The sequence below is a fragment of the Micromonospora humida genome, from assembly GCF_016901255.1.
GTDB classification, from domain to species: Bacteria; Actinomycetota; Actinomycetes; order Mycobacteriales; family Micromonosporaceae; genus Micromonospora; species Micromonospora wenchangensis.
Window position 1 is genome coordinate 57,598 of record NZ_JAFEUC010000013.1, and the last position, 15,618, is coordinate 73,215.

Sequence of the window (15,618 nt, forward strand, 5' to 3'; positions counted from 1 at the left end):
GTCGTACCGCCGGGTCAGCCGGCGGTGCCGGCGGACTGCCGGTCGCCGGCGTGCCGCCCGTCGGCCGGGGACGGCCCGGTGCCGGGGGCGTCAGCCGGGCCACGACGGCGCAGCAGCCAGAACACGCCGCCGCCGACGGCGAAGGTGAGCAGCACGCCGACCACCCCGGACAGGCCGGTGGAGAGGAAGCCGTTGTCCACGCCACGGATTCCGTAGTCGGCCAGCGGGCTGTCGGCCAGCTCGTGGTCCCTGGCCTGCTGGGCCGGGCAGGAACCGCCGGTGATCTCGTCGTCGGCGTTCACCGTGCAGCCCCTGAGCAGCGACGAGTCCAGACCGTCGGGGTGCGACGAGGCGTAGTTGCTGACCACCCCGGCCAGCACCAGGGCGACCAGCAGGCCGACCGCCACGAAACCCCAGGACCGCTTCCTCACCGGGCACCTCCGACAGCCGGGACGGGGGCCGGCGCGGTCGCCGGCTTCAGCGCGCGCAACGCGTACACCAGGTCGGGTCGGACCTTGGCGACGGTCGCGACCGTGGTCGCGGTGATCAGCCCCTCGCCGATGCCGATCAGCAGGTGGACGCCGGCCATCGTGCCGGCCAGGCCGGTCAGGTTGCCACCCAGGTCGGTGGTGCCGCCGAGCCAGTACTGCACGACGAACCCCTGGGAGGCGACGACCACGCTGACCAGCGCCGAGACGAAGGCGGTCACCGCCAGGCCGGTGGGGGTACGGGGCAGCACCCGCAGCAGGCCGGCGATCAGCAGGTACGCCGCCGCGGTGCCGAGCAGCGCCATGTTGGTGATGTTCAGGCCGAGCATCGCGACGCCGCCGTCGCCGAAGACCAGGGCCTGCACGATCAGCACCACCGACACGCAGAGCGCGCCGACCCACGGGCCGACCAGCAGGGCGGCGAGCGCGCCACCGAGCAGGTGCCCGGAGACCCCGGCCGTGAAGATCGGGAAGTTGAGCATCTGCACGGCGAAGATGAACGCGGCGACCAGGCCGGCCATCGGCGCGAGCCGGTCGTCCAGGTCACGTCGGCCGCGCAGCACGCAGAAGGTCAGGGCGGCCAGCGCGACGGCGGCGAAGATCCCCGCGACCGGACCGTTGATGATGCCGTTCGAAATGTGCATCGCCAGGGTTTCCACGGGACCTCCAGTCGGCTGGCGGGACCAGACTATTTCCCGGTACGGGTTGTTGCCAAGACACGGCAACAAGGCATGGCGTTGTTCACCGTCGGGACACCGCCGGTCCCCCCAACGGGCCGCCGTACCGCACGCTGCGGGAACGCCGGGACGGGCGCGCGCCCCACCGGGCAGGACCGCGCGGCGGGGCAACGTCCCGGGTGTCCCGGCGGGGATCGGCCGGGGCGGCGCAGCCCGACGGTAGGGTCGTCGCCATGACCGCGCCCGACCGGCTCACCCCCGGCGACCCCGCACCCGACTTCACCCTCCCCACCGACACCGGGGAGACGCTCTCCCTCGCCGCGCTGCGCGGTCGCCGGGTCATCCTGTACGCCTACCCGGCCGCGATGACCCCCGGCTGCACCAAGCAGGCCTGCGACTTCCGTGACTCGCTCGCCTCGCTCCAGGCCGCCGGTTACGAGGTGGTCGGCATCTCCCCCGACCAGCCCGCCAAGCTGGCGAAGTTCCGCGAGCGCGACGCCATCACCTTCCCGCTGGTCGCCGACGTCGACAAGGCGGTGCTCACCGCGTACGGTGCCTTCGGCGAGAAGCAGTCCTACGGCCGTACGGTGACCGGGGTGATCCGGTCCACCTTCGTCATCGACCCGGACGGGAAGATCGAGCACGCGTTCTACAACGTCAAGGCCACCGGCCACGTCGCCAAGCTGCGCCGCGACCTCGGCCTCGACTGAGCGCGTCCGGCCGACGACCGACGATGTCGGACCTCGCCGCTACTGTGCGTGGGTGACCCGGTACAAGTACACGCCGAAGTGCTCGCCCAGGCGGCGGCGCAGTCCCGGAGCATCGCCGACGTCCTGCGCGTCCTCGGGGTCCGGTTCAGCGGTGGTTCACACGCGCACATCAGTCGTCAGCTCAAGCGGTTGGGCATCGACACGTCACACTTCACCCGCCGTCCGGGCGGGGGTGGCCGACCGTCCGGGCGGCGTACCCCGTCGGTCCAGGTGTTGCGTCCACTGCCAGCGGGTTCCCGACGGGTGCCGGGCGCCCGCCTGAAGGCTGCGCTGCGTGACATCGGCGTTCCCGACGAGTGCGAGGGGTGCGGCACCAACCCCGTCTGGCAGGGGCGGCCGCTGACCCTGCACGTCGACCACCTCAGCGGCGACTTCCTCGACAACCGGCCGCCGAACCTACGGCTGCTCTGCCCGAACTGTCACAGCCAGACCCCGACCTACGCCGGGCGTCACCGGTCCGGCGGCGGAGCCCGCCAGCCCGGTGCGGTGCCCGACGTCGCCGTCCCGCCGCCGGCCGCGTACCGTCCACCAACCCCGGCACCTGTCGACGCGGAGCGGGCCGCAAAGGTGATCCGACAGGTCGAGGCGGGTCTCATCGGGCCGAGCGAGGCGGCCCGGCGGATCGGCTGCCATCGCAACCACGTCGCCCGGCTCCGCCGACGGCTCGCCACCACCGGCACCGCCGCCGTCCCGCTCCGACCGCGCAGCGGCTCGCCGCACCAGGAAACCGTCCTCCGGTACGCACTGGCCCGTCCCAATCTGGGGCCCCGGAAACTCGCCGCGTTCATCCGCGAGGCGACCGGCGACGCCTGTGTCGTCAGTCACGGGACGGTATCGAACATCCTGCGCCGGGCCGGGCTCTCCACCGTTTCCGCGCGACGCTCTAAACTCTGACCCGAGCGGGAGTGGCGGAATGGCAGACGCGGTAGGTTTAGGTCCTATTGTCCGAAAGGACGTGGGGGTTCAAGTCCCCCCTCCCGCACCACACGGCCCTGTCGGGAGGGTCACGATCGCGGGCGCACGACGCGTCGGCGCAGCAGGATCGGCAGGGTGAGCCTGCGTTTCGTTCTCGACCCCGACCTCACCCCCGCACTGCGCGAGCAGATCGTCGACCTCTGGGTCGAGGTCACCAACGCCGGCGGTGCGGTCGGCTTCGTCGCCCCGGTCACCACCGCCGACGTACGTCCCGTCGCCGAGGCCACCTTCGCCGCCGTCACCGACGGTCCGGACCGGATGCTGGTCGGCTACGAGGCTGACCGACCGGTCGCGGTGCTGTTCCTCGCCGACAACCGGTTCGGCTTGAAGGCGCACTGGGGCATCCTCAAGCGGGTGATGGTGCACCCGGCCACCCAGGGGCGCGGCCACGGGCAGGCCCTGATGCGGGAGGCCGCCCGGCGCGCGCCCGAGCTGGGCTGGCGGGCGCTGCACGTGACGGTGCGCGGCGGGCTGGGCCTGGAGAGGTTCTACGACCGGCTCGGTTACCGCGAGGTGGGTCGACTGCCGGGCGCGCTGCGGGTGGCAGCCGACGACGACCGCGACGAGATCCTCATGTGGCGGGACCTGGACACCCCGGACTGACCATCCGACGGACCGCACTCGACCGCCGCCGGGTCGACCCGGCGGCGTCCGGCCGGGTCCGCGCCCGACGGACGGGCCGCTCCGACGACCAGGCGACGCGCGGCTGGCCCCGCCGAGCCGAGGCGGGCAGCGGCGGTGGAGGGCCGGCGGGAGTCAGCCCCGGGACGTGCAGTCGACCGGCCGGCCCGCGCCCGGCTCCGCCTCCGACGCGGCGAGCGCGGGTGGGTCGCTGACCTGCGGTGCGCCTGGCGAACTGGCGGAGGCGACCGCCGACGGGCTGGCGGTGGCCCGGGTCGGGCTGGCGGTGGGGCTCGGGGAGGACGGCCGGCTGGTCGGGTTCTTCCGCGCGGCGGGGGCGCTGCCGCCGTACATCGTCACGGTGCTGCGCTGGACCCGGCCGGGGGACATGGTGACGCCGCTGGCGGTGACGCGGTGGCCGTACACGTCGGTGACCCGGACGGCGTACGGGCCGGGCCCGGCTCCGGAGTCGATCTGCCAGTAGTTGTAGTCCTGCCGGGCGGCGGTGCGCCAGGCGCCGGAGCCCTGCCGCACGTCGACGGCGCGCAGCGGGTTGCCGTGCTCGGCGACCAGCACGGCGAACCAGTACTGCGACGCGCCCTCCTTGATCCGGAAGGTGAGTGGGCCGGACAGCGGCGGGTCGACCGCCGCGCGGTAGCTGACGTCGACGATGCCCTGTACGGGGTCGGCGATCCGGGCGAACGCCTCGCGGGAGAGGTCGACGTGCCCGGGGGCGCACTCCGGGCACTGGTCCATGATCAGGACCCGGACGGTGCCCCGGGGGCCGGTGACGTCGAGGTGCCCGCCGCAGGCCGCGCCGGCGCTGTACTCGGTGGGGCCGAGCGCCACGTACATCCGGTCGGCCGGCGCGGACGGGTAGGAGCAGTTCCCGCCGGCCCCCTTCGAGTCGTAGAAGGTGGCTTTTCCCTTGTGGACCGTGCTCCCGGTGGGTGGGGCCGCCAGCGGCAGCCGCCCGGCGGCCACCGGCCCGGCACCGGCCAGGCCGACCGGCGGGGCGGCGCAGGCGGGGGCGGCGCCGGAGCGCAGCGCGAGGCTCAGCCCGAGCACGGTGGCGAGCGCGGCGACGCCACCGGCGGCCAGCCAGCGGCGACGTCCGCCACCCCGGGCGCGGCGACGCCCCGGCCCGGGACGCCCGGCGGGGGCGCGGCCGTCCGGCCCGTGGTCGGGTTCCTGGGACAGGCTGCCGTCGGTCACGCCGACCGATGCTGCCGCAGCCGACGACCCGGGGACAAGCGGGCTAAGCGAAAGCTAAGCCGGTCAGCCGATCCGGTTGCGGTGGAGCCCCGACGCGATCACGGAGAGCGACCGTAGCGGCTCGGCGATCTCCGGTCGGGTACGCAGCAGGTCCTCCAGGCGGACCCGCCAGCGGCCGGCTTCGACGGCGGCGGCGTCGGGTGTGGTCCGGGCCCAGGGCTGGAGCCGCTGCCGGGTGTCCTGGAGGGAGCCGGCGTGGTCGGGGCCGAGCAGCGCACCGAGCTCGGTGCCCAGCCAGTCGAAGAGTTCGTCGTCGGGGACGCTCGCGACGATCAGGCGGGCCATGTCCCAGGCCACGCGGGGGTGGTGGAGAACCTGCATGCCGACTCCTCCGTCGATGGTGGCGATTCGGCCATCATCGATCCGACACGGTCCCGGGGGCAACACCCGGGCGGCGGACTACGGCTCGGCCGTCCGGCACCGGTCGGGCACGGCGGCCCGCCCCGCGCCCCCTCCGGTCGCCCCGGCTGCGCGAGGCGGGCAGCTCACCAGGCGACACCGATGCCGTCGCCGGGGTACCAGTGGTCGAGCGGGGTCTCGCGGTAGGCGAGGAACCGGCGGCCGGTGCGTTCGGCGTGTTCGGCGAGCACCCCGGTGGTGGTGACGTTGTCGGTGAGCAGGATCGCGCCGGGGGCCAGCTTCGGCTCGACGGCGTCGAACTCGCGGCGTTCGTGGTCGTGGCTGTGGTCGCTGTCGTGCAGGAACAGGTCGACCGGCCGGTCCAGGGCGGCGATCGCGGTGACCGAGTCGCCGACCACCAGGTCGGTCACGTCGGCCCAGGGCGCGCTGCGGGCCAGGTAGCCGGCCTCCGGGTTGACGTCCAGCGAGGTGAGCCGGCCGGGGTGGCCCTCGGCGGCGTTGCGCAGCAGGGCGGCGGCGAGGACGCAGCTACCCAGCCCCTTGTCGGTGCCGGTCTCGACGACGTGGGCGGGCCGGGTGGCCCGGACGATCGCGTACCAGCCGACCCGGCGCGCGTAGCGGACCCGGCGGTCGGCCAGGCCGCGTCGGGCGGACCGGGCGGTGGCCTGTTCGATGTGCCGGCGCAGCGCCGCGTCGCCGGTGATCTCGGCGAGGTGGCCCCGGACCCGGGCCACCGGGACGTCGCAGACCACGCTGACGAACCAGGTCAGGTGCTCCCGGCTGAGCCGGGTCAGTTCGTAGGTGTAGTTGTGGTGCTCCCGGGAGGTGGCCAGCCAGCGGGCCGAGGTGCGCAGCACCTTCGCGTCGTACCGGGCGACCCGGGCGAGCCGCCCGGGGAAGGCGGCCACCGGTGCCAGCGGGGTACGGGCGATGGCCCGGCGCAGTCTCGTCGCATCCACGGCGCGGTTTCTACCAGCCGCAGGTGACGGGCGGCTGAACGTCCAGCGTACGGCGGCTTTTCGGGCCTCGGGCCGTCGGGCGAACGCGGGCTGCCGTACTGGGTGACGGATCAGTAACATGCGGCCGTGCCAGCAGCTGAGAACGTTTCGGAGCCCGCTCCCACCCCGTCGGTCGACACCCCGGGGCCGGCACCGAAGCGTCGGCGGGTCTGGCGGATCGCGCTGGTGGCGCTGCTGGCGCTGGCCCTGCTGGGGGCGGGTGGCGTCGGCGCGGCCGCGCTCTATCTGCGCTCGGTCGACAACGACGTCGAGCGGGTGGACGCCTTCACCGGCGTGCCGACGCAGGACCGGCCGCCGGTGGTGGCCCGGGACGCCATGAACATCATGATCCTGGGCAGCGACTCCCGGGACCCGGAGCGGACCGAGGGGTCCCGCACCGACACGATCATCCTGGCCCACCTGCCGAAGGACCGGAAGAGCGCCCAGCTCGTCTCGATCCCCCGGGACACCTGGGTCCGCGTACCCCGGTCGGCGGACGGCCGGCACGGCGGCCGGACCGCGAAGATCAACGCGGCGTACGCCTGGGGTGGGATTCCGCTGATGGTGCAGACCGTCGAGGAGTTCACCCGGGTGCACGTCGACCACGTGGCGGTGGTCGACTTCGCCGGCTTCCAGGAGATCATCGACGCGCTGGGCGGGGTCGACATCACCGTCGACCACCGGTTCACCTCGATCCACCCGCCGCTGCGCACCTTCCCCGCCGGCCGGCAGACGATGGACGGGGCGACGGCGCTGGACTACTCCCGCCAACGCAAGCAGTTCCCGGACGGCGACTTCGCCCGCATCCGGCACCAGCAGCAGGTGATCCGGGCGATCCTCGACAAGGCCGCCACCGGCGGCATCCTCACCAGCCCGGGGAAGCTCAACGACTTCGTCCGGGCCGCCTCGTCGTCGGTCTCCGTCGACCGGGAGATGTCGCTGCTGGACCTGGCGACCGAACTGCGCGGCCTGCGCGGCGGCAACCTCACCTTCGTCACCAGCCCGTCGCGGGGCACCGGGCGGGTGGGCTCCGAGAGCGTGGTCTTCGCCGACGAGCAGAAGTCCGAGGCGTTCTACGACGCGGTCCGCCGGGACGCCACCGCCGAGATCGTCCGCGCCGCCCGCTGAGCCTGACGTCGCCGCCGGACGGGAAGCCGTGCCTGCCTCGTGGCGGGAAGCCGGTGCTTGCCTCTGAAATTTTTCATGCATAGAGTCGCGGCATGAATGACGGAGCCGTCGCCGCGCCGCCGGACCGGCTGCTCGACCTGTTCCACGGGGTCCGGCTCACCCCCACCCAACGGCGCATCGCGCACTGCCTCGTGCAGCACGCCGCCACCGTGGCCTACCTGTCGGCGGCCGAGGTGGCGGAGCTTGCCGGGGTCAGCCAGCCGTCGGTGACCCGGTTCGCCGTGGCGCTCGGTCACGACGGCTACCCGGCGCTGCGTCGCCGCCTTCGCGAGCTGACCACCGGCCCCGACGGCCGCGCCAACGACGGCAACGAACTGCAACTCGCGGTACGCGCCGAGATGGCCAACCTGGACCGGCTGGCCGGCGAGCTGGCCGACCGGGACAGGATCGCCACCGCCGGTCGGCTGCTCGCGGCGAGCCGCCCCCTGCCGGTGCTCGGCCTGCGGGCCGCCGCGCCGCTGGCCGCCTACTTCGCGTACTTCGCCGCCAAGGTGCTGCCCGACGTCCGGGTCCTCGACGACGGAGGCAGCCTGCTCACCGACCGGCTCGAACAGGCCGCCTCGGCCGGGGCTGACGCGCTGCTCGCCTTCGTGCTGCCCCGCTACCCCCGGGAGACCCTCGACGCGCTGCGCGCGGCCCGCGACGCCGGCCTCACCGTCGTCGCGATCACCGACTCCCCGGTCAGCCCCGCCACCGAGTACGCCGAGCTGGTGCTCCCCGCCGCCGTCGGCACCGACCTCGTCTTCGACCTGCACACCGCCCCGATGACCCTGGCCATGGTGGTGCTCCAGGCGATCTGTGACGCCGCCCCGATCCAGACCCAGCGCCGCCTGGAGGCGTTCGAGTCGTCCGCCGCCCGTCGTCAGTTGTTCCTCGGCTGAGAGGAGTACGCCATGCACCAGCCCGTCCGTGCCGCCCGTGGCACCACCCGTACCGCGCAGGGGTGGCCGCAGGAGGCCGCCCTGCGGATGCTGATGAACAACCTCGACCCGGAGGTGGCCGAACGCCCCGACGACCTGGTGGTCTACGGCGGCACCGGGAAGGCGGCCCGGGACTGGCCGTCGTACCACGCGCTGGTGCGTACCCTCACCGGGCTGCGCGACGACGAGACGATGCTGGTGCAGTCGGGTCGCCCGGTCGGGGTCATGCGCACCCACGAGTGGGCCCCCCGGGTGCTGCTGGCCAACTCCAACCTGGTCGGCGACTGGGCCACCTGGCCCGAGTTCCGCCGCCTGGAATCCCTCGGCCTGACCATGTACGGGCAGATGACCGCCGGCTCGTGGATCTACATCGGCACCCAGGGCATCCTCCAGGGCACCTACGAGACGTTCGCCGCCGTCGCCGCGAAGTGTTTCGGCGGCAGCCTCGCCGGGACGCTGACCCTCACCGCCGGCTGCGGTGGGATGGGCGGGGCGCAACCCCTCGCGGTCACCATGAACGACGGCGTCTGCCTGATCGTGGACGTCGACCGGACCCGGCTCGACCGGCGGGTGCACGACCGCTACCTCGACGAGGTGGCCGACTCGCTCGACGACGCCGTCGCCCGGGTGCTGGCCGCCAAACGGGACCGGCGGGCGTTGAGCGTCGGTGTGGTCGGCAACGCCGCCACCGTCTTCCCCGAGTTGCTGCGCCGAGGCGTGGCCGTCGACGTGGTCACCGACCAGACCAGCGCGCACGACCCGCTGTCGTACCTGCCGGAGGGGGTGAAGCTGGCCGACGCCCGGGACTACGCGGCGGCCAAGCCGGCCGAGTTCACCGACCGGGCGCGGGCGTCGATGGCGAAGCACGTCGAGGCGATGGTCGGTTTCCTCGACGCGGGCGCGGAGGTGTTCGACTACGGCAACTCGATCCGGGGCGAGGCGCAGTTGGGCGGGTACGCGCGGGCGTTCGACTTCCCCGGTTTCGTGCCGGCGTACATCAGGCCGCTGTTCTGCGAGGGCAGGGGGCCGTTCCGCTGGGCGGCGCTCTCCGGTGACCCGGCCGACATCGCCGCCACCGACCGGGCCATCCTCGACCTGTTCCCCGAGAACGAGTCGCTGGCCCGGTGGATGCGGCTGGCCGGCGAACGGGTCGCCTTCCAGGGGCTGCCGGCCCGGATCTGCTGGCTGGGCTACGGCGAGCGGGACGTCGCCGGGGTGCGGTTCAACGACATGGTCGCCGCAGGGGAGCTGTCCGCGCCGGTGGTGATCGGCCGGGACCACCTGGACTGCGGCAGCGTCGCCAGCCCGTACCGGGAGAGCGAGGCGATGGCCGACGGCTCCGACGCGATCGCCGACTGGCCGCTGCTCAACGCGCTCGTGAACACCGCCAGCGGGGCGTCCTGGGTGTCCATCCACCACGGCGGCGGGGTGGGCATCGGCCGGTCCATCCACGCCGGCCAGGTCTGCGTCGCCGACGGCACCGCGCTGGCCGGGCAGAAGATCGAACGGGTACTCAGCAACGACCCGGCGATGGGTGTCATCAGGCACGTCGACGCCGGCTACGACACCGCCCGCGACGTCGCCGTCCGCACCGACGTCCGCATCCCCATGGCGGAGAGTGGGGCGTGACCGGGCGGTTCCGGGAGTTGTGGGACGAGATCGCGCCGGTCGGCCGGGACGCCGACAGCGGCGGCTACCTGCGGTACGCGCTGACCCCTGCGGAGCTGCGGCTGCGGGAGTGGTTCCGGGCGCAGGCCGAGCTGCGGGGCATGCCGGTCAGCGGGGACGGCAACGGCAACCTGTTCGCCTGGTGGGGCGACCCGGACAGCGGCGGGCCGGCCACCGCAGGGCCGGCCACCGGCGATCGGGCGGGCACCGGGGCGGTGCTCACCGGCAGCCACTTCGACTCGGTGCCGCACGGCGGGGCGTACGACGGGCCGCTCGGCATCGTCAGCGCGTTCCTCGCCGTGGACGAGCTGCGGGCCGCCGGCGTCACCCCGGTCCGGCCGGTGGTGGTGGCCGCGTTCGTCGAGGAGGAGGGCGCACGGTTCGGCGTACCGTGCCTGGGGTCGAGGCTGCTCACCGGCGAGATCGACGCCGACCGCGCGGCCGGGCTGCGCGACGCGGCCGGGGTGAGCTTCGCCGAGGCGCTGGGCCACCGCCCGGCGGGGGCCGACCCGGCGCTGCTCGGCCGGTTCGCCACCTTCGTGGAGCTGCACGTCGAGCAGGGAAGGGCGCTGGTCGACGCCGATGCGCCGGTCGCGGTGGGCAGCGCCATCTGGCCGCACGGCCGGTGGCGCTTCGAGCTACGCGGCGAGGGCAACCACGCCGGTACGACCCGGATGGCCGACCGCCGCGACCCGATGCTCACCTTCGCGTTCACCGTGCTCGCCGCGAACAAGGAGGCCCGGCTGCGCGACGCACACGCCACCGTCGGCCGGGTGTCGGTGGAACCCAACGCCACCAACGCGATCCCGTCGCGGGTGACCGGCTGGCTGGACGCCCGCGCCGCCGCGCCGGAGACCCTGGACGGCCTGGTCGAGGCGGTCCAAGCCAAGGCCGCCGAGCGGGCCCGCCGCGACGGCACCGAGCTGACCGTGACCCGGGAGTCGGCCACGCCCCTGGTCACCTTCGACGGCGGGCTGGCCGACCGGTTGGCGGGGCTGCTGGCCGCGCCGCTGCTGCCCACCGGGGCCGGTCACGACGCCGGGGTGCTCGCCGCGCACCTGCCCACCGCGATGCTGTTCGTGCGTAACCCGACCGGGGTGTCGCACTCCCCCGCCGAGTCGGCCACCGACGACGACTGTGCGGCCGGGGTGGTCGCGCTGGCCCGGGTGCTGGAGGAGCTGGCATGCCACTGACCCGTTGGCTGGCCGAGCAGGCGTGGCTGCCCGACCATGCCGCGCCGACCCCGGACGTGCTGATCGAGGCCGAGGACGGCCGGTTCACCGCCGTCACCCCGCTCGCCCGGGGCACGTCGCCGCAGACCGGGGTCGAAGTGCTCGCCGAGGCGGGACGGCTGCCCGGGCTCACCCTGCCCGGCCTGGCCAACGCCCACTCGCACGCCTTCCACCGGGCGCTGCGCGGGCGTACCCACGGGGGTCGGGGTGACTTCTGGAGCTGGCGGGACGTGATGTACGACGTCGCCGGCCGGCTCGATCCCGACTCCTACCTGGCCCTGGCCCGGGCCGCGTACGCCGAGATGGCGCTGGCCGGGGTCACCTGCGTCGGCGAGTTCCACTACCTGCACCACGGCCCCGACGGCCGACCGTACGACGACCCGAACGCGATGGGCGCGGCGCTGGTCGAGGCGGCGGCGCAGGCCGGCATCCGGATCACCCTGCTGGACGCCTGCTACCTGACCGCCTCGGTGGCCGGCGAGCCGTTGGCCGGGGCGCAGCGGCGCTTCGGCGACGGGGACTCGCTGCGCTGGGCGCAACGGGTCGACGGGTTCCGGCCGGCCGGGCCGCACGCGCTGCGCGGGGCGGCGATCCACTCGGTACGCGCGGTGCCCGCGGAGCAGCTCGCCACCGTCGCCGGCTGGGCGTACCGGCAGGGTGCCCCGCTGCACGTGCACCTGTCGGAGCAGCCGGCCGAGAACGACGCCTGCCGGGCGGCGCACGGGCGTACCCCGGCCGGGCTGCTCGCCGACCGTGGCGTGCTCGGCCCGGACGTCACCGCCGTACACGCCACCCACCCGACCAGCGCCGACCTGGCCCTGCTGGCCGAGCACCGGACCGGGGTGTGCCTGTGCCCCACCACGGAACGGGACCTGGCCGACGGGATCGGGCCGGCCCGGCTGATGGCCGACGCCGGCATCCCACTGAGCCTGGGCAGCGACAGTAACGCCGTGGTCGACCTGTTCGAGGAGGCCCGCGCGGTGGAGCTGGACGAGCGGCTGCGTACCCGGCGGCGCGGGCACTTCACCGCCGCCGCGCTGCGCGACGCGGCCACCGTCTCCGGGCACGCCGCGCTGGGCTGGGCCGACGCCGGCCGGATCGCCGTCGGGGAACGCGCCGACCTGGTGACCGTACGGCTGGACAGCCCGCGTACCGCCGGGGTGCCGCCGGTGGGGGTGTTCTTCGCGGCCACCGCCGCCGACGTCGACCAGGTGGTGGTCGACGGGCGGCAGGTGGTGCGCGACGGCCGGCACCTCACCGTGGACGTACCGGCGGAGCTGCGGGCGGCGGTCGCGGCGGTGACCGGTGACTAGCCGTACCGGGCCGGCGGCGGTCGCCACGCGGCGGTCGGCGGCGGGGGGTGTGTCGTGAGCAGTCTGCTGGTCGACGACATCGGCGAGCTGGTCACCAACGTGCCCACCCCCGGCGGCGGGCCGTTGGGCCTGCGGCGCGATGTCGCCCTGCTGGTGGAGGCGGGTCGGGTCGTCTGGATCGGGCCGGCCCGCTACGCGCCGGCCGCCGACCGGCGGATCGACGCCGGGGGCGGTGCGGTGCTGCCCGGGTTCGTGGACAGCCACGCGCACCTGGTGTTCGCCGGGGACCGGGCGGCCGAGTTCGCGGCCCGGATGGCCGGTGAGCCGTACACCGGGGGTGGCATCCGGACCACTGTCGGCGCGACCCGCGCGGCCTCCGACGACGACCTGCGGGACACCGTGCGCCGGCTGCGCGACGAGGCGATGCGGCAGGGCACCACCACCATGGAGATCAAGAGCGGGTACGGCCTGACCGTCGCCGACGAGGCCCGCTCGTTGCGGATCGCCGCCGAGGTGACCGCCGAGACCACCTTCCTCGGCGCGCACGTCGTCCCCGCCGAGTACGCGGGACGGCCCGACGACTACGTGGGCCTGGTCTGCGGGCCGATGCTCACCGCCGCCACGCCGTACGCCCGCTGGGTGGACGTGTTCTGCGAGCGGGGCGCGTTCGACGCCGACCACGCGCGGGCCATCCTCACCGTCGGGCAGGCCGCCGGACTGGGGCTGCGGTTGCACGCCAACCAGCTCGGCCCGGGGCCGGGGGTGCGGCTGGGGGTGGAGCTGGGCGCGGCCAGCGTCGACCACTGCACCCACCTGTCCGACGCCGACGTCGACGCGCTGGCCGGTTCGGCCACCACCGACGATCCCACCGTGGCGACCCTGCTGCCGGGGGCGGAGTTCTCCACCCGGTCGCCGTACCCGGACGCCCGGCGGCTGCTCGACGCGGGGGTGACCGTGGCGCTGGCCACGGACTGCAACCCCGGGTCGTCGTACACCTCGTCGATGCCGTTCTGCGTCGCGCTGGCCGTCCGCGAGATGCGGATGACCCCGGCGGAGGCGGTGTGGGCCGCGACGGCGGGCGGCGCACGGGCGTTGCGCCGCACCGACGTCGGGGTGCTGCGCCCCGGGACGCGGGCCGACCTGATGATCCTCGACGCCCCGTCCCACCTGCACCTGGCCTACCGGCCGGGTGTTCCCCTGATCCGCCAGGTTCTGCACAACGGAGTGCCGCAATGTCGACTGTGACCGTCCAGCCCACCGGAATCACCCCCGCCGACGTGCTCGCCGTGGCGCGCGGCGACGCCCGGGTCGTCCTCGCCCCGGCGGCCGTCGACGCGATGGCCGCCAGCCGCCGCATCGTGGACGGCATCGAGGCCGCCGGCCGCCCGGTGTACGGCGTGTCCACCGGCTTCGGGGCGCTGGCGAACACATTCGTCGCCCCGCAGCGCCGGGCCGAGTTGCAGCATGCGCTGATCCGCTCGCACGCCGCCGGGATCGGTGCGCCGATGCCCCGCGAGGTGGTCCGGGCGATGATGCTGCTGCGGGTCCGTTCGCTGGCGCTGGGCCGCTCCGGGGTCCGGCCGCTGGTCGCGCAGGCGCTCGTCGACCTGCTCAACGCCGACGTCACCCCGTGGGTGCCGGAGCACGGGTCGCTCGGCGCGTCCGGTGACCTGGCGCCGCTGGCGCACTGCGCGCTGGTGCTGCTCGGCGAGGGGTGGGTGGCCGGTCCGGCCGGCGAACAGGTCGACGCCGCCGAGGCGCTGCGGGCGGTCGGGTTGACTCCGATCGCGTTGGCCGCCAAGGAGGGGCTGGCGCTGATCAACGGCACCGACGGCATGCTCGGCATGCTGCTGCTGGCCATCGCGGACGCCCGGCACCTGTTCGCCATGGCCGACGTGACCGCCGCGCTGGCCATCGAGGCGATGCTCGGCTCGGAACGGCCGTTCCTGCCGGAGCTGCACGCCATCCGGCCGCACCCGGGGCAGGCCGCGTCGGCGGCGAACATCCACCGGCTGCTGCAGGACTCCCGGGTGATGGACTCGCACCGCGACGACCTGGCGCACGCCGTGCAGGACGCGTACTCGATGCGGTGCGCCCCGCAGGTGGCCGGGGCGGCCCGGGACACCCTCGACTTCGTCGCGACGGTGGCCGGCCGGGAGCTGGTCTCGGTGGTGGACAACCCGGTGGTGCTGCCGGACGGGCGGGTCGAGTCGACGGGCAACTTCCACGGCGCTCCGCTCGGCTTCGCCGCCGACTACCTGGCCATCGCCGCCGCCGAGGTGGGGGCAATCGCCGAACGGCGGGTGGACCGGCTGCTCGACGTGACCCGCAACCGGGACCTGCCGGCGTTCCTGTCCCCGGACGCCGGGGTGAACTCCGGGCTGATGATCGCCCAGTACACGGCCGCCGGGATCGTCGCGGAGAACCGCCGGCTGGCCGCGCCCGCCTCGGTCGACTCGCTGCCCACCAGCGGCATGCAGGAGGACCACGTCTCGATGGGCTGGGCGGGGGCCAAGAAGCTGCGTACCGTGCTGGACAATCTGACCAGCCTGCTCGCGGTGGAGCTGCTGGCGGCCGTACGGGGGCTGCAACTGCGCGCGCCGCTGGAGCCGTCACCGGCCGGGCGGGCCGCGCTGGACGCCCTCGGCCCGGCGGCCGGTGCGCCCGGCCCGGACGTCTTCCTCGCCCCGGTGCTGGCGGCGGCCCGGTCGGTGCTGGCCGGCCCGGACCTGCGGGCCGCCATCGAACGGCAGATCGGGCCGCTGAGCTGACGGTGACGGTGACGCCAGCGTCGCCGTAGCGTTCAGTAGTCAAGGCCGACCCGTCGCGACAGGTTACCGAGCGTAAGCAAACCCCCGAGAGCCACCACCCCGGTGCAGATCCTTTGCTCTGCTGCCACGGACGCGACAGTCGCTTGAACAGCGAAAACCTATATGTAAGTTCCAAGCGCAGCAATCCTGGCGAACACTCGGTGTGTCTGTCGCCTGGAAAGCAGCAGAGCAAAGGATGTCGGATGGAAGGGTGGGGGCCTAACCGAGACTACTTTCGGTGACAAGCCACGGCGCCGCTCCTTACTCGACGGCCGGAAGTCGGCGAACAAGGAGCGGCGACGACGAGCCGGTCGACGGCCGGG

At 74.3% G+C, this 15,618-nt stretch carries 15 protein-coding genes and 1 tRNA gene; 11 read left to right on the top strand and 5 right to left on the bottom strand.

Annotation, left to right across the window (positions count from 1 at the left end; all coding sequences use genetic code 11):
• Nucleotides 1-14: 14 nt before the first annotated feature.
• Together JQX11_RS23860 and JQX11_RS23865 are read right to left on the bottom strand one after the other, a co-directional pair.
• The gene (locus JQX11_RS23860) at nt 15-431 is read right to left on the bottom strand and encodes a PDGLE domain-containing protein (protein ID WP_204927198.1); all 417 of its coding nucleotides are present in this window, start codon (nt 429-431) and stop codon (nt 15-17) included.
• Nucleotides 428-1,147 carry an energy-coupling factor ABC transporter permease gene (locus JQX11_RS23865; RefSeq protein ID WP_145918134.1) on the bottom strand — a complete coding sequence of 240 codons (720 nt, stop codon included), beginning with the start codon at nt 1,145-1,147 and terminating at the stop codon, nt 428-430. Before JQX11_RS23865 ends, JQX11_RS23860 begins: the two co-directional genes overlap by 4 nt.
• 251 nt (nt 1,148-1,398) lie before the next feature.
• Here JQX11_RS23865 and bcp point away from each other — a divergent pair, with 251 nt between their 5' ends.
• The 4 genes from bcp to JQX11_RS23885 all read left to right on the top strand — a co-directional run bounded on the left by bcp (nt 1,399) and on the right by JQX11_RS23885 (nt 3,513).
• Entirely contained in the window at nt 1,399-1,875 is a 477-nt protein-coding gene (gene bcp, locus JQX11_RS23870) for a thioredoxin-dependent thiol peroxidase (RefSeq protein ID WP_204927199.1), read from the top strand.
• A 48-nt stretch (nt 1,876-1,923) separates the two neighbouring features.
• Nucleotides 1,924-2,829: a hypothetical protein gene (locus JQX11_RS23875; protein WP_204927200.1), complete on the top strand. Its 906-nt coding sequence runs from the start codon at nt 1,924-1,926 to the stop codon at nt 2,827-2,829.
• A 5-nt stretch (nt 2,830-2,834) separates the two neighbouring features.
• A tRNA-Leu gene (locus JQX11_RS23880) sits at nt 2,835-2,920 on the top strand.
• A gap of 65 nt (nt 2,921-2,985) precedes the next feature.
• Nucleotides 2,986-3,513, top strand: coding sequence for a GNAT family N-acetyltransferase (locus JQX11_RS23885; RefSeq protein ID WP_204927201.1), 528 nt, complete (start codon nt 2,986-2,988; stop codon nt 3,511-3,513).
• Nucleotides 3,514-3,666: 153 nt separating this feature from the next.
• Here JQX11_RS23885 and JQX11_RS23890 read toward each other — a convergent pair whose 3' ends face one another.
• The 3 genes from JQX11_RS23890 to JQX11_RS23900 form a co-directional block, all read right to left on the bottom strand.
• Nucleotides 3,667-4,746 carry an expansin EXLX1 family cellulose-binding protein gene (locus JQX11_RS23890; RefSeq protein ID WP_307826327.1) on the bottom strand — a complete coding sequence of 360 codons (1,080 nt, stop codon included), beginning with the start codon at nt 4,744-4,746 and terminating at the stop codon, nt 3,667-3,669.
• A gap of 63 nt (nt 4,747-4,809) precedes the next feature.
• Nucleotides 4,810-5,127 (bottom strand): hypothetical protein, encoded by a 318-nt coding sequence (locus JQX11_RS23895; protein WP_204927202.1) that lies wholly within the window; start codon nt 5,125-5,127, stop codon nt 4,810-4,812.
• A gap of 164 nt (nt 5,128-5,291) precedes the next feature.
• Nucleotides 5,292-6,125, bottom strand: a complete 834-nt coding sequence (locus tag JQX11_RS23900) for an O-methyltransferase (RefSeq protein ID WP_204927203.1) — start codon at nt 6,123-6,125, stop codon at nt 5,292-5,294.
• 126 nt (nt 6,126-6,251) lie between these two features.
• On the opposite strand from JQX11_RS23900, the gene JQX11_RS23905 reads away from it, so the two are divergent.
• The 7 genes from JQX11_RS23905 (at nt 6,252) to hutH (ending at nt 15,256) form a co-directional block, all read left to right on the top strand.
• Nucleotides 6,252-7,292, top strand: coding sequence for an LCP family protein (locus tag JQX11_RS23905; protein WP_307826328.1), 1,041 nt, complete (start codon nt 6,252-6,254; stop codon nt 7,290-7,292).
• Nucleotides 7,293-7,384: 92 nt separating this feature from the next.
• On the top strand, nt 7,385-8,233 hold the full coding sequence (locus tag JQX11_RS23910) for a MurR/RpiR family transcriptional regulator (RefSeq protein ID WP_204927204.1): 849 nt from the start codon (nt 7,385-7,387) through the stop codon (nt 8,231-8,233).
• Nucleotides 8,234-8,245: 12 nt separating this feature from the next.
• Nucleotides 8,246-9,901, top strand: coding sequence for a urocanate hydratase (hutU, locus tag JQX11_RS23915; RefSeq protein WP_204927205.1), 1,656 nt, complete (start codon nt 8,246-8,248; stop codon nt 9,899-9,901).
• Nucleotides 9,898-11,133, top strand: coding sequence for an allantoate amidohydrolase (locus JQX11_RS23920; protein ID WP_204927206.1), 1,236 nt, complete (start codon nt 9,898-9,900; stop codon nt 11,131-11,133). The genes hutU and JQX11_RS23920 overlap by 4 nt, the downstream gene beginning before the upstream one ends.
• Nucleotides 11,130-12,485 carry a formimidoylglutamate deiminase gene (locus JQX11_RS23925; protein WP_204927331.1) on the top strand — a complete coding sequence of 452 codons (1,356 nt, stop codon included), beginning with the start codon at nt 11,130-11,132 and terminating at the stop codon, nt 12,483-12,485. The genes JQX11_RS23920 and JQX11_RS23925 overlap by 4 nt, the downstream gene beginning before the upstream one ends.
• Before the next feature lie 54 nt (nt 12,486-12,539).
• Entirely contained in the window at nt 12,540-13,730 is a 1,191-nt protein-coding gene (gene hutI, locus JQX11_RS23930; protein ID WP_204927207.1) for an imidazolonepropionase, read from the top strand.
• Complete coding sequence (hutH, locus tag JQX11_RS23935; protein WP_204927208.1) at nt 13,718-15,256, top strand: histidine ammonia-lyase; 1,539 nt, start codon at nt 13,718-13,720, stop codon at nt 15,254-15,256. Before hutI ends, hutH begins: the two co-directional genes overlap by 13 nt.
• The last annotated feature ends 362 nt before the right edge of the window (nt 15,257-15,618 follow it).